This window comes from candidate division KSB1 bacterium (genome assembly GCA_034521575.1).
In the GTDB taxonomy this organism is placed as follows: Bacteria; Zhuqueibacterota; Zhuqueibacteria; order Residuimicrobiales; family Krinioviventaceae; genus JAXHMJ01.
On sequence record JAXHMJ010000005.1, the window covers coordinates 1,835,083 to 1,850,779 of the forward strand.

The following is a 15,697-nucleotide window of genomic DNA, read 5'->3' on the forward strand; positions in this document are numbered from 1 at the left end:
AGTTTGATAGCGAAAACAACTGAATGACGCGTGAGATTCCGGTTTTTCGAATAAATTCCCGGGGAGCAATAAAACACCAATTCAGCGGGAAAATCATATAAATATCAATTTTGAATTTGTGATATGTAAACCTCAAGAGTCAGTTTACCCATTCACGGTCCCAACCCAGGGACAAGGTGTAATGTATTTCCCCAAAACACTAAATAGAATCCCGCAAGATCATAGAACTTGGGTTTTCAATATGTAAATCCTCATGCTTGAGAATCATATCAGCCATTCGCCTGCCCATTTCAACAAAGTCAGTGCTGATCGTGGCAATTCCGGTGTTGGCTGCAATCTGTTTCAAGGGTTCATCATTATGCGCGATAATCCCGATATCCCGTCCGATTTTCAGGTTTTTCTGATTGGCTTGCTGAACGGCAGTGACCAGATCTTCATTGTTGGGTATGATATAACAGCAGCCATCCTGTACCTGGAATTCGTTCCTTTTGTCAATAATTCTGTAGGGGATCATCTCTTCTTCACAAAAACGTTTAAAACCTTGAATCATCTCGGCATCATTCATGGTATCCAGATTATATACAGGCTCGCGCCATTCAACCAGAACAAGTGTTTCATACTTATAAAGTCTTTCTTTTGAGGACTTTAGCGCTTCATACCATTGTTTTTCAAAATTCTGACAAACGGACGGATAAGCTTTTCCGAACAACGTGTACCCGACATCCAGTATATAAACCCGCTGATTGCTGATCAGCCGCTGCATCCATTCAAAATGCTGTGAATCTCTCATCGGCATAATAACATATTCCGTGTAATGATTCAGCGCTTCCTTGATCAAACTTTTAAACAGCTTGTCATTGCTGTGATGAAAATACAAATCAATAATCGCATTCTCACCCATCTGAGTTTTAAACGAATTGAACAAAGATTCTTTATAGGAATGAAAATTATCAAACAATAAAAATATATGATGTCGGTTGGCAAACTGGGTTTGAGATACGAAATATCCTTTCCCGGGCACGGAGGAAACAATGCCCAGACTTTTCAGCATCTGAAATGATTTGCACACTGTGTCCCTGGCAATCGGATAATGTTCTACGATTGCATTAATGGAAGGCAGTACATCTCCCTGCCGCAAACGCCCCTGCCTGATCGAATTCCGAATCGAATTGACCAGTTGTTCATACTTGGGCATTTTAGAGTCGTGGTCAATATAGATAATTGATTTCATTTGACTTTTTTTGATTATTGTTAAACAAATGTAATACGATCTATTCAGCTTTTAAAACAACTCAATCCAGAATAATACTCGGCCCAATAACAAATTAATCAAATTTATTATAAATTGAAACATTTTTTTTCAATTCTTTTTTCAATTTACATTTATATTAATCCAATTCAGAAAATCAGTTTGCAAAGTGTATCAGAAAGGGCAAGAGTTTAAAGAGGAAAAAAACACAGCCGGAAACGAACCAGCTGTGTTTATTGTATACTTAGAGTCGGTATCGAAATCCAAGATTCGCGCTTCGGCCGTAATCTTCCAGATAACTGGTGTAATTCATATGATTAATCACACTGCGCTCTCGTTCACCGGTCAGGTTATTGACATTAAGGAAAAACTCCAGGCCATCCACCGGCAATTGCTGCCGCAGCATGAGATCATATCGATAAAAGTCAGTTGAATAGCCGCGTAGTTTCTCATACCAGCTGTTTGATGTGAAAATGCGCGATTTATAACGCATCGCTCCGCGAATAGAAAACCCCTTGTAATCATAGCCCAACGTCAGATTCAGCAGATGATCCGGCTGGCCGAGCATCGGATTTGTATAAGTCGTATCCTCACTAATCAACCTTGATTGATACGTGACCGGATTGATCACGGTCTTTACCTCAGACCGTAGATACTTGGCCTCGGATTCATTTCTTGTATAGTTCACATTCATCACCAGACCATTCAGCAGCCCCGGCAAATACCAGAAATTTGACTGCCATTCTATTTCGTATCCGTAGTTAAAAGCATCATGCGGATTATTGACCGCATAGGCAGCACGCTGACGGTGCATCAGACTGGGTAGCTCAAAAAATAAAGTATCTGTAATAACCGTTTGGCCGGTCCAGAAAATCATATCTTTTATGCGCTTATGAAACGCACCCAACGTAAACAATCCAATTTTGTCGGAATACACGGACATTTGCACATCCCAGTTGCGTGATAATTCCGGTTCCAGTCTGAAATTGCTTAAATTATCAATACTGCCCTGAGTATTGATCACCCATCCCGGCATAATGTTGTTGTAATTGGGCCGTTGCAGTGTATGTGTATAACCGGCTTTAAAATTAAGCCACTCCGTCGGACGGTAAACCGCCTGGACCATCGGCAGGACAAATTCATTCTCACGGATTTTAGCCACCGTATCAATGGGAGTCGGTCGAAAGTCTCTCAGAATACCGAGTCGGTTACCTCTGTATCCGGTATACTCTGTACGATTCGCCTCATAACGAACACCCGGTACAAAGGTAAACTTGGAGGTGACATTAATCTCGGGCATCAGATAAAAAGCGTAATAATCTTCATGTCCATGATAGTCCTGGTAATTGGAAGTAATGAAATTCGGTTGAGGAATATCGTAGAAATCCGTTTCGGGAAGGATCCCACTCGGCTTTGACAAGTTCGTGAATACGACGAAACTTTTGCTTGTCAAATATATTTCCAAAATTATATTTGCCATCTAAAAAGTCTCCGCCTTTATAATCCTCGTCGAAAAAATCAATCAGCAGGATGCGCATATTATCGGCGTCCCAGGCATTTAAAGTCCGCTGACAGAGTTCGTCCTTAAAATCGTCAATAATCATATTCCGAAAAATCTGAGAGGTGCCTTCCTCCCAGTCGGTACGATCGTATTGTTTGGTTTTGTGTCGGTATTTACCGCCAAAACTTATTTTCATATTGACCTGATCTGAAAGATTCAGACTGTAGGCCAGGTTGACTGCACCGGTCAAGTCCCGTTCCCTGGTCTCACTTTCTTCATGAGCGATACCGCCCAGGTCCATAAAGTTGACAGCTTCGTCCATAGAAACCGTTAGCAGGTAAGGAATAGTTTCCGGGTCCAGATTCACATTGTAATTAGCTTTTCTGTCCGCCGGAAAAGGAGACTGGGGAGAATTGCTATTCTCGGAAGTAATTCTGTCAGGCAGAATATTTTCAGAATAAGAATGACTGAACGCCGTTTTAAACTCCCAATTCTTCCACTGGTGGTCAACAGTCAAAGAATTGATTAATACAGTCAAATGGCTCCCTGGAGTATCCGCATAATTGATCCCGAAATTCTGATCAAAAAAGCCATAATTATTAACGTAACGGGTCTCTTGCCGCTGGATGCGACTTGCGAAATTGGACAATTTTATCTCTGTGGAAGGAAGCATATAATCCAACACCATCACCCCGCCCAGTCGCTGGAAATGTCTGAAAATATCCATGAGCTGCATACTATTGGTGCGCACTGGCGCTTGTTCATTTTCCTGGAAAAATGTAACACCTCCAAGCTGCTGGGACCCGGCATCTTTTTCCTCATAATCCACTTGTGCATACAGGCCCAGCATATTTTCATAAAACCGATGGCTGCCGCCGAGAGAAAGCTTGTAATTTTGATACGTATCCCGCAGATCATTCATACCGCCCTGTGCCACAACATTAAAGGACGGTTCATCAGGAGCTTTTTTAATCTTGAAATTTACAATTCCACCGGTCGCCGTGGCCTCTTGATCGGCCATAACGGATTTTGTCAATTCAATGCCTTCCAACATATAGGGCGAAATCATACTCAAGATCTGTGCTTCTGTCCTCTGAACTGGTCGCTGTCATATCCACGCCGTCAACCTGTACCTTGGTGTACTTGGCGCCCATACCGCGGATCAAAACCTTGGTGCCTTCACCGCCGCTTCTCTCCAGCGAAACACCGGGCAGTCTACCCACTGCTTCTGCCGCATTGGCTTCCGGCAATTCCTGAATTTTAGTTGCAGACACGATATTCTTGACGGTGCGTGCGGATATTTGTTGGTTGATAGTCTCAGTTTGCGCGCGGGCCTGAGCCGTAACCACGACGTCTTCTCCGGTTAGCACCGTATAATCCATCTGGACATCTGCCGATACCGTTTCATTGGGTGAAACACGCACATCCACTTCACTTGCGCCATAACCAATATAGTTGACAACCAACGTATAGCTACCCGGTGGAACATCGTGAATAACATACTCGCCACGTATATCCGTGGCGGCACCAATATTGGTATCTTTTAAATACACATTCGCACCAGGCAACGCCTGACCGTTTTCGGCATCCACGACTCTTCCCCGAATCTCTCCTGAAGGCGCTGCAAAATTTTGACCGCTCAATATCATTGTCAGGCATAATAATAACAACTGTACAACATTTCTTCTCATTACAACCTCCTCATCATTGCTTGTATTATTCTCCCTGTAAAATCTTAATAGTTTAATAATCTAGCAAATTAAAAACAATGCAAATTCTAGTCATCATATATAGCACAATCTATGGGAGACAGCAAATTCGAGAAAATGATGCTATAATCTGTAACGTACTCCCATATTTGCACTCCGGCCGTAATCCTCCAAATAACTGGTGTAATTCATATGATTAATCACACTGCGCTCTCGTTCACCGGTCAGGTTATTGACATTAAGGAAAAACTCCAAGCCGTTCACAAAAAGTTTTTGCCGTATCGATAAATCATAGCGGTAGAAATCCGTTGAATAGCCGCGCAGCTTTTCATACCAGCTGTTCGATTTAAAAATATGGGATTTGTAGCGCATCGCCCAACGTATGGAAAATCCTTTATAATCATAGCCCACGGTCAGATTCAGCAAATGCTTGGGCTGCCGGATCATCGGACTTGTATATGTGGTGTCATCATTAACCAGCGTGCTGCGGTAGGTCACCGGATCGATCTGGGTTCGAATCACGGTTCGAAGATATTCAGCCTTGGATTCATTCAGGGTGTAATTTAAATTTAAAACCAGGCCCTTTAGCAAACCGGGTAAATACCAGAAATTGGATTGCCATTCAAATTCAAATCCGTAATTGTATGCATCATTCGGATTATTGGTTGCCCAGGCCGCACGCTGCCGATACATCAGAGTCGGCAATTCAAAAAAGGCCGTATCAAGCACAACGGACTGTCCGGTCCAAAAGATCATATCTGTGATTTTTTTATAAAAGACGCCGGCCGTAACCAAACCGATTTTATTCGAATAAACCGTAGCCTGAAGGTCCCAGTTTCTGGAGAGTTCCGGCTTTAATCGGAAATTACCTAAATTTGATATACTTCCCTGATTGCTGATAAGCCAGCTGGGGATGATATTGTTATAGTCAGGTCGCTGAAGGGTGTGTGTGTAACCTGCCTTGATATTCAACCAGTTTGTCGGTTTATAGACAGCCTGAATCATAGGCAGATAAAAATCATTTCTCCGCACTTTGACAACCGTGTCTATCGGAGTGGGGGTCCAGTTCCTCAAGACACCCAGACGGGTTCCCCGGTATCCGGTATAGTTGGTACGGTTGGCTTCATAACGGAGTCCCGGTACAAATGTGAACCGGGAAGAAATATCAAATTCAGGCATAATATAAAACGCATGATAATCTTCCTTGCCGTGATAATCCTGATAATGTGTATTGATATAGTTCGGCTGGACAATCATCCACAGACTCATGGGTTCGTCAGGATCATAGGTCTCCAGTCCCAGATCATGTATCTTGCGGAATTTATCCGGGTCAAGCACGGGACTAAACTGGTATTTTCCGTCAAGAAAACTGACCGGATCATAATCCTTGTCCAGAAAATCCGACAGGAACAATTTCATGTTATCATTTTGATAAGCATTTATATTTCGCTGACTAAGCGCATCATACAGACTGTCATGAACCATATAGATATAATGCTGTCCACCGATGTCCAGATGAGTGCGATCATAGTTTTTGGTCTTGTGCTTGACTTTGCCGCCGAAATTCAGTTTGAGCTTTATCTGTTCAGAGATATTAAAATTATAAGCAAAATTGAGTTCACCGGCCAGATCCCGTTCACTGGTTTTGTTTTCATTATGATCCACGCCGCCGATATACATAAAATCAGCGATTTTATCGATCGGAATCACAAGCGAGTCCGGAATGGTTTCCGGGTCCAGATTTACATTGTAATTTGATTTTCGGTCGGTTGAAAAAGGATTGTTCGGCGAATGTCCGTTACTGGAAGATATCTCGGCCGGCAAGTGATTTTCAGAGTACGAATGGCTCAATTTAATATGCGTTTCCCAGTTTTTAAAGCTGTGATCAATCTGTAAGGCATTGGTCAAAACATTCAGGGAGCGCTCCGGGATATCGGTATAACGGATATTAAATCCCTGCTGCATAAAATCATAGTTGTTGATGTGTCGTATCTCTTCGCGCTGAATATCACTGTAAAAATTTGACAGTTTGATATCTGTAGACGGCAGATTATAATCCAGGACCAGCGTCCCTCCCAGACGGTGTACATCTCTAAAAATGTCCATCAGCTGCATATTGTTGGTCCGCACCGGTGCGGTTTCGTTTTCCTGAGAAAATCCGACATTGCCCAGTTGTTGTGACCCGGCATCCTTTTCTTCATAATCGACCTGTGCATAAACTCCAAACTTTTTGTTAAAAAATCGATGACTACCGCCAACCGAAACCTTGAAATCCGTATACGTATCGCGCAAATCATTGGAGCCTCCCTGGGCGATTATATTGAAAGAAGGCTCTTCTGAAGCTTTTCTGATCCTGAAATTAACAATACCGCCCGTGGCCGTTGCTTCCTGGTTTGCCATGACTGATTTTGTCAATTCAATACCCTCGAGCATATACGGGGAAATCATGCTTAAATCACTGGAGCGATCTCCCGAACCGGTGGCGGTCATATCAACGCCGTCAATCTGAACCTTGGTGTATTTGGCGCTCATTCCGCGGATCAGGACTTTGGTTCCTTCGCCACCGCTGCGTTCCAGAGAGACGCCGGGCAGACGTCCCACCGCTTCGGCCGCATTTGCTTCCGGCAGCTCCTGAATTTTAGTGGCAGACACAACATTCTTGACCGTAAGTGCTGATATCTGTTGGTTGATCGCCTCGGTCTGACCGCGGGCCTGGGCTGTGATGACCACATCCTCTCCCATCAGCACTTTGTAATCAAGCTGAATATCCAAGTTTTTTGTTTCATTCGGCAGCACTCGAATATCAATATCTTTTTCACCATAACCGATGTAATTCACAGACAAGGTATACGGACCGGGAGGTACGTTCAAAATCCCATACTCGCCGCGGACGTCGGTTGCAGCACCAATATTGGTTCCCTGCAGAAAAACATTTGCACCCGGAAGCGCCTGACCATTCTCCGCATCAACGACCTTGCCCTGTATTTTGCCGGAAGGGGCTGAATATATGCGTTGGATCGCAATAAACATGAACAAAATGATCATGAATCCCGTCTTGACATACTTCATCTCTCGCCCTCTTATAAAGTGTAATAACAATCCAGCGGCGGTCTTTAAACCGCCGCTGGCAGGTTGGTAATCGATATCAACCCCGAAAGACCGAGCGTGTAATGTATACATTAAGATTTTACAGTCGATATCTAAAACCTATATTACCGCTTCGGCCATAATCTTCCAGATAACTGGTGAAATTCATATGATTGATCACATTGTGTTCACGTTCGCCGGTCAGGTTGTTGATATTCATGAAAAACTCCAGTCCGTCCACCGGCAATTGCTGCCTGACCATCACATCAAACCGGTAAAAGTCCGTCGAATAGCCACGCAGCTTTTCATACCAGCTGTTGGTCGTGAAAATCCGCGATTTATAGCGCATCGCCCAGCGGATCGAAAAACCCTTGTAATCATAACCCACGGTCAGGTTCAACAAATGATCCGGCTGATTAATCATCGGACTCGTATACGTGGTGTCCTCACTGATCAGGGTCGACCGATAAGTGATCGGATCAATCTGAGTCTTGACAACCGATCTCAGGTACTCCGCCTCTGACTCGTTGCGCGTATAGTTCACATTCATCACCAGACCGTTCAAGAGTCCCGGCAAATACCAGAAATTCGACTGCCATTCCACTTCATACCCGTAATTGATCGCGTCATTCGGATTGTTGATGGCGTACGCCGCCCGCTGACGGTGCATGAGTGACGGCAGTTCAAAAAAGGACGTATCCTGAATCACCGTCTGTCCCGTCCAGAAAATCATGTCCGTGATGCGCTTGTGAAACGCGCCCACCGTAAATAAACCGATCTTGTCGGAATAGATGGACATTTGAAGGTCCACATTTCGGGACAACTCCGGTTTCAGCCTGAAATTGCTCAAATTCCAGATCTGTCCCTGAGACTGAATGACCCAGCCTGGCATGATATTGTTGTAATTCGGCCGCTGCAGGGTGTGTGTATAGCCCGCCTTGAAATTCAGCCAATTCGTCGGGCGATAGACCGCCTGGATCATGGGCAGCACAAATTCATTGGTGCGCACCTTGGTGACTGTATCAATCGGGGTCGCTCTCCAGTCCCGCAGCACACCCAGGCGATTGCCCCGATACCCGGTATATTCCGTGCGGTTGGACTCGAAACGAACACCGGGGACAAACGTAAACTTTGTCACATTGATCTCCGGCATTAGATAAAACGCATGATAATCCTCAGTCCCGTGATAATCTTCAAAATTGGACTCTATAAAATTTTGATGCGGAAACGCATACATATCCGAGACCGCCGCCACCGGATCATATTGATCCATGACCAGCTCATGAATCCGGCGGAAATCCTGCTTGTCAAATATATTACCGAAATCATATTTGCCGTCCAAAAAGTCACCGCCCTCATAATCCGGGTCCAGAAAATCGGTCAGCAAAATGCGCATATTGTCCGCGTCCCAGGCATCCAGCGTTCGTTGACTAAATTCATCCTCAAAGTCATTATAAATCAAATTCCGGAATTCCTGTGATCCACCGCCATTGTCCTCATTCAGCACCAGTCGGTCATATTCCTTGCTTTTATGCCGGTATTTGCCGCCAAAACTCAATTGCATGTTGATCTGATTCGAAAGACTCAGATTATAGGTAAAATCGAGCTGACCGGTCAAATCCCGCTCTTTGGTCTCGCTCTCTTCATGCTCAATACCGCCCAGATGCATGAAATTCACCGCTTCATCCATAGACACATCGAGCAGATAAGGAATCGTCTCGGGATCCAGATTGACATTGAAATTCGACTTGCGGTCCGTCGGGAACGGATTCTGCGGAGAATTGTTGTTGCTCGAACCAATTTGCGCCGGCAGAGCATTCTCGGAAAAAGAATGACTCAACAACGCGCTGATCTCCCAGTTTCTCACCTGATGGTCAATCTGCAGTGAATTCGTCAGCACGGTTAACCAGCGTTTCGGCGTATCCGTATAATTGATTCCGAATATCTGTTCCGTAAAATTGTAATTGTTGATATAATTCGTGGCTTCGGTACGTTTGCGGCTATAAAAGTTTGTCGACTTGATCTCGGTCGACGGCAAAGTCAAGTCCAGAACCATAGTACCACCCAGCCGCTGGACATTCCTGAAAATATCCATCAGCTGCATGCTGTTGGTGCGCACCGGCGCATCCTGATTCTCCTGGGAAAACCCGACTCCGCCCATTTGCTGTGAACCGGCATTTTTCTTCTCATAATCCACCTGCGCGTAAACACCCAGCATATTGGCGTAAAAACGGTTACTGCCGCCGACGGACACTTTGTAATCATTATAGGTGTCGCGCAAACCATTGTACCCGCCTTGCGCAATCACGTTAAACGATGGCTCTTCGGGCGCTTTGCGGATGCGAAAATTGACAATACCGCCGGTCGCTGTGGCTTCCTGATCCGCCATCACCGATTTGGTCAACTCGATCCCTGCCAGCATATACGGAGAGATCATACTCAAATCACTGCTTCGGTCTCCTTCACCGGTCGCCGTCATATCTACGCCGTCAATCTGTACCTTGGTGTACTTGGCGCCCATGCCGCGGATCATCACCTTGGTGCCTTCACCGCCGCTTCTCTCCAGAGACACACCGGGAAGACGCCCCACCGCTTCCGCTGCGTTCGCTTCCGGTAACTCTTGAATCTTGGTGGCGGAAACGATATTCTTCACCGTGCGCGCCGACACCTGCTGGTTGATGGCCTCGGTTTGACCGCGCGCCTGGGCCGTGATCACAACATCTTCACCGGTGAGCACCGTATAGTCCAGCTGAACATCACGGCTCACTGTTTCGTTCGGTCTGACCTGAACATCAACCTGTTTGGCTGCGTAACCGATATAATTGACCACCAGGGTATAAGTTCCCGGCGGAACATTGGGAATCACATACTGTCCCTGAATATCCGTGGCCGCGCCAATATTTGTATCCTGTAAATAAACATTGGCGCCGGGCAGCGCCTGACCGTTTTCCGCGTCCACAATCTTGCCGCGGATCCTGCCGGATGGCGCTGGAAATACCACGGTCGCACTGCCAGAAGCAGAACCAGTCCTGTTAATAATATCCGTATTCTCATATTCATCAAATCTCCTTGTTGTTGCTCCCGAAAATCAAAGCCGATATCTGTATTTCCAGGTTATTGCAAATCAATTTAAACCAGTCGTTCATTCATCCGTTTAAAATTTACAAACAAAAGGCCTTTTGGAAAAATCCAAAAGGCCTTTCTGTTTCAGATGAGTTTAGCGCTTATTTCACCAGCATCATCTTTTGAATTTGTACCTGGTCACCCATTTCCAGTTTGTAGAAATAAACACCGGTTGCCACTTTGACATTCATGTCATTGGTGCCTTCCCAGGTAACCTGGTAAGTACCGGCAATCTTGTTCTCATTGACCAGAGTTTTGACTTTTTCACCCAGGACATTGTAAACATTCAGTTTTACCTGTCCTGGCTGGTTAATCTGGTAATCAATTGTTGTGGTCGGGTTGAACGGATTCGGATAGTTGGCGCCGAGTTTAAAATCGGACACCACCGTTTTATCCTCCACATCAACGTAAATCTCCGGCCACCAGTTCAAGTCACCCAGAGGCAAACCGTCTGTACCGGCAGTCTGCAGGGTGGCGTTGCTGTAAGACAGATCGAATGTAACAGGCCAGGTAAAGTCGAGATAATTGTCAACACCGTGCCATTTGACGGGTTCAACTTCTTCGCCGGCCCATTCTTTTCTGATATTGTCAGAATTTGTAGCAAGCAGTTCATCAGTACCGTTCATGTTGGTGACACCGGGATCTACGTTCCAGGTGTTTTCTTCATTGAAATACAGGAACGGTTCATGTTCAACAGTAACTTCAGAAGAGTCAATAATGACATCGTTTGTGTCGCGTTCATAAGTCATCACGCTCCAGGTCCAGGTGCCTTCTTCATCGCTGCTTTCGAACATGGCCTGGTTATAGTTGTTCATCCAGGGATTGGCAGTCACATTATCCCATGCTGCCCAATAGTCTTCGATGGGCTGAGTGTACCACCAGGCATTGTTTTTCAGCTGCCAGTTCATTTCCTCGGGAATCAACGTGCCGTCGCCATCGGGATCGTAGGTTTTACCGTAAACACCGCCGGGGCCCCACAGAGAGTCCAGTTCCTGCGGATCCCATTGAATTTCGGCATAATTCATGATACCTTTGACTTCCTGGTCAAAATGACGTTTGATTTCGTCTTCATCATCACTAAATGCGTGCACATTGACAAACAGGTTGTTGGTGTATTTCCTGTTCACATGTCTGTGATTGTCAATGGGATGAACCACAGAGTTGATGAAGCTACAATGATCGATTTCGGTATAAAATGCGCCTTTAACAGCAAAACAACCAAATTTGTAAAAAGTTGTGTTGTGTACTATTACAGTATCATGACCGTCATCGGTGAACACAGCGCCATTCCAAGTCGTTCCCGTGGGATTACCGATATTTTTGAACAGACAGTCTTTGATAATGTAATTATTGGGGCCGCCTGGATCCCAGAATGTGGCCCACCAGGTATACGGAAACTCTACAATACAGCCGTCAAAAGTGATTGTTTTTTGGGTTGCATGCGCAGTCTGAGCAATCCAGGCAATCGGGCCGGTTCCATCCAGATTCACGCCGCTCATCCAGAGATTCTTGAATGTTGCATCATCAAAAAGATGCCACCAGTTATCCACAGCGCTTCCGTCTTCCTTTAAACCACAACGAACGATCGGAGGTCTGTTTTCATCATCCGGCTCATCAGCGACAATCACCAGCGGGAAATCCGCCTGGATCACTTCTGTGAGAATATATTGTGCATTAGGCTGTAATTTATAGACCTTGTGCACGCGTTCACCGGTTTCAGTGGTGTCACCGTGAATGGCTTCATTCAAAGCGCCCAACGGCTGACCTTCAGAGTTCAACGGACCCACTATCAGGGTGTCGCCGACTGAAGTGGTTTGAGCAAACAGACCCGTGCAGAATACAACGAGTATTGCAGCAGTCGCCAACATTAGCATTCTTTTCTTCATTTTAAAGTCCCTTTCGTTAAAAAAATTTAATTAATTCATCAATCTGATAATATACGGATTGATTCTGCTACCTGATACGTCACCTCCTTTTGTTAAATTGTAAACACCATCTTCTCTCCTTGAAACCTCTCAACAACCACCTCCTTTCATACTGAATTCAAATGACAGTTAAAAATAGATTATATTACAGTCTGTAGCGGAAGCCAATATTACCGCTTCGGCCATAGTCTTCCAGATAACTGGTGAAATTCATATGATTGATCACATTGTGTTCACGTTCGCCGGTCAGGTTGTTGATATTCATGAAAAACTCCAGTCCGTCCACCGGCAATTGCTGCCTGACCATCACATCAAACCGGTAAAAGTCCGTCGAATAGCCACGCAGCTTTTCATACCAGCTGTTGGTCGTGAAAATCCGCGATTTATAGCGCATCGCCCAGCGGATCGAAAAACCCTTGTAATCATAACCCACGGTCAGGTTCAACAAATGATCCGGCTGATTAATCATCGGACTTGTATACGTGGTGTCCTCACTGATCAGGGTCGACCGATAAGTGATCGGATCAATCTGAGTCTTGACAACCGATCTCAGGTACTCCGCCTCTGACTCGTTGCGCGTATAGTTCACATTCATCACCAGACCGTTCAAGAGTCCCGGCAAATACCAGAAATTCGACTGCCATTCCACTTCATACCCGTAATTGATCGCGTCATTCGGATTGTTGGTGGCGTACGCCGCCCGCTGACGGTGCATGAGTGACGGCAGTTCAAAAAAGGACGTATCCTGAATCACCGTCTGCCCGGTCCAGAAAATCATATCCGTGATGCGCTTGTGAAACGCGCCCACCGTAAATAAACCGATCTTGTCGGAATAGATGGACATTTGAAGGTCCACATTTCGGGACAACTCCGGTTTCAGCCTGAAATTGCTCAAATTCCAGATCTGTCCCTGAGACTGAATGACCCAGCCTGGCATGATATTGTTGTAATTCGGCCGCTGCAGGGTGTGTGTATAGCCCGCCTTGAAATTCAGCCAGTTCGTCGGGCGATAGACCGCCTGGATCATGGGCAGCACAAATTCATTGGTGCGCACCTTGGTCACTGTATCAATCGGGGTCGCTCTCCAGTCCCGCAGCACACCCAGGCGATTGCCCCGATACCCGGTATATTCCGTGCGGTTGGACTCGAAACGAACACCGGGGACAAACGTAAACTTTGTCACATTGATCTCCGGCATTAGATAAAACGCATGATAATCCTCAGTTCCGTGATAATCTTCAAAATTGGACTCTATAAAATTTTGATGCGGAAACGCATAAGCATCCGAGACGGCGGCCACAGGATCGTACTGATCCATGACCAGTTCATGAATCCGGCGGAAATCCTGCTTGTCAAATATATTACCAAAATTATATTTGCCGTCCAAAAAGTCACCGCCCTCATAATCCGGGTCCAGAAAATCGGTCAGCAAAATGCGCATATTGTCCGCGTCCCAGGCCTTTAACGTGCGTGGACTGAATTCATCCTCGAAATTATCATAAACCAAATCCCGGTAACTTTGATCTCCTCCATCATTACTCGCATTCAGTACCGTGCGGTCGTATTCTTTTGCTTTATGCCGGTATTTGCCGCCAAAACTCAATTGCATGTTGATCTGATTCGAAAGACTCAGATTATAGGTAAAATGAGTCTGACCGGTCAAATCCCGCTCTTTGGTCTCGCTTTCCTCATGCTCAATACCGCCCAGATGCATGAAATTCACCGCTTCATCCATGGACACATCGAGCAGATAAGGAATCGTCTCGGGATCCAGATTGACATTGAAATTCGACTTGCGGTCCGTCGGGAACGGATTCTGCGGAGAATTGTTGTTGCTCGAACCAATTTGCGCCGGCAGAGCATTCTCGGAAAAAGAATGACTCAACAACGCGCTGATCTCCCAGTTTCTCACCTGATGGTCAATCTGCAGTGAATTCGTCAACACGGTTAACCAGCGTTTCGGCGTATCCGTATAATTGATTCCGAATATCTGTTCCGTAAAATTGTAATTGTTGATATAACTCGTGGCTTCGGTACGTTTGCGGCTGTAAAAGTTTGTCGATTTGATCTCGGTGGAGGGCAAAGCCAAGTCCAGAACCATAGTACCACCCAGCCGCTGGACATTCCTGAAAATATCCATCAGCTGCATGCTGTTGGTGCGCACCGGCGCATCCTGATTCTCCTGGGAAAACCCGACTCCGCCCATTTGCTGTGAACCGGCATTTTTCTTCTCATAATCCACCTGCGCGTAAACACCCAGCATATTGGCGTAAAAACGGTTGCTGCCGCCGACGGACACTTTGTAATCATTATAGGTGTCGCGCAAACCATTGTACCCGCCTTGCGCAATCACGTTAAACGACGGCTCGTCAGGCGCTTTGCGGATGCGAAAGTTCACTATACCGCCGGTCGCTGTGGCTTCCTGATCCGCCATCACCGATTTGGTCAACTCGATCCCTGCCAGCATATACGGAGAGATCATACTCAAATCACTGCTTCGGTCTCCTTCACCGGTCGCCGTCATATCTACGCCGTCAATCTGTACCTTGGTGTACTTGGCGCCCATGCCGCGGATCATCACCTTGGTGCCTTCACCGCCGCTTCTCTCCAGAGACACACCGGGAAGACGCCCCACCGCTTCCGCTGCGTTCGCTTCCGGTAACTCTTGAATCTTGGTGGCGGAAACGATATTCTTCACCGTGCGCGCCGACACCTGCTGGTTGATCGCCTCGGTCTGACCGCGCGCCTGGGCCGTGATCACCACATCTTCACCGGTGAGCACCGTATAGTCCAGCTGAACATCCCGGGTCAGTGTTTCGTTCGGTCTGACCTGAACGTCAACCTGTTTGGCTGCGTAACCGATATAATTGACCACCAGGGTATAAGTTCCCGGCGGAACATTGGGGATCACATACTGTCCCTGAATATCCGTGGCCGCGCCAATATTTGTATCCTGTAAATAAACATTGGCGCCGGGCAGCGCCTGACCGTTTTCCGCGTCGACAATCTTGCCGCGGATCCTGCCGGATGGCGCTGCAATGACCAGCTGAACGGCAAACAGCAGCACCCATCCAATCAGCAAAATGCGTACATTCATTCTCAT

8 protein-coding genes are annotated in these 15,697 nt (G+C 46.1%); all 8 read right to left on the reverse strand.

Annotation, left to right across the window (positions count from 1 at the left end; all coding sequences use genetic code 11):
• Positions 1 to 199 precede the first annotated feature (199 nt).
• The 8 genes from U5R06_21230 to U5R06_21265 all read right to left on the reverse strand — a co-directional run bounded on the left by U5R06_21230 (position 200) and on the right by U5R06_21265 (position 15,697).
• Positions 200 to 1,231, reverse strand: a complete 1,032-nt coding sequence (locus U5R06_21230; GenBank protein MDZ7725266.1) for a GntR family transcriptional regulator — start codon at positions 1,229 to 1,231, stop codon at positions 200 to 202.
• 262 nt (positions 1,232 to 1,493) lie between these two features.
• Positions 1,494 to 2,669, reverse strand: coding sequence for a TonB-dependent receptor (locus U5R06_21235; protein ID MDZ7725267.1), 1,176 nt, complete (start codon positions 2,667 to 2,669; stop codon positions 1,494 to 1,496).
• On the reverse strand, positions 2,572 to 3,825 hold the full coding sequence (locus tag U5R06_21240; protein MDZ7725268.1) for a hypothetical protein: 1,254 nt from the start codon (positions 3,823 to 3,825) through the stop codon (positions 2,572 to 2,574). The genes U5R06_21235 and U5R06_21240 overlap by 98 nt, the downstream gene beginning before the upstream one ends.
• Positions 3,788 to 4,441, reverse strand: a complete 654-nt coding sequence (locus tag U5R06_21245; GenBank protein MDZ7725269.1) for a carboxypeptidase-like regulatory domain-containing protein — start codon at positions 4,439 to 4,441, stop codon at positions 3,788 to 3,790. The genes U5R06_21240 and U5R06_21245 overlap by 38 nt, the downstream gene beginning before the upstream one ends.
• Before the next feature lie 141 nt (positions 4,442 to 4,582).
• Positions 4,583 to 7,528, reverse strand: coding sequence for a TonB-dependent receptor (locus U5R06_21250; GenBank protein ID MDZ7725270.1), 2,946 nt, complete (start codon positions 7,526 to 7,528; stop codon positions 4,583 to 4,585).
• 118 nt (positions 7,529 to 7,646) lie between these two features.
• Positions 7,647 to 10,547, reverse strand: coding sequence for a carboxypeptidase-like regulatory domain-containing protein (locus tag U5R06_21255; protein ID MDZ7725271.1), 2,901 nt, complete (start codon positions 10,545 to 10,547; stop codon positions 7,647 to 7,649).
• Positions 10,548 to 10,770: 223 nt separating this feature from the next.
• Positions 10,771 to 12,555 (reverse strand): T9SS type A sorting domain-containing protein, encoded by a 1,785-nt coding sequence (locus U5R06_21260; GenBank protein MDZ7725272.1) that lies wholly within the window; start codon positions 12,553 to 12,555, stop codon positions 10,771 to 10,773.
• Between the two features lie 184 nt (positions 12,556 to 12,739).
• The gene (locus tag U5R06_21265; protein MDZ7725273.1) at positions 12,740 to 15,697 is read right to left on the reverse strand and encodes a carboxypeptidase-like regulatory domain-containing protein; all 2,958 of its coding nucleotides are present in this window, start codon (positions 15,695 to 15,697) and stop codon (positions 12,740 to 12,742) included.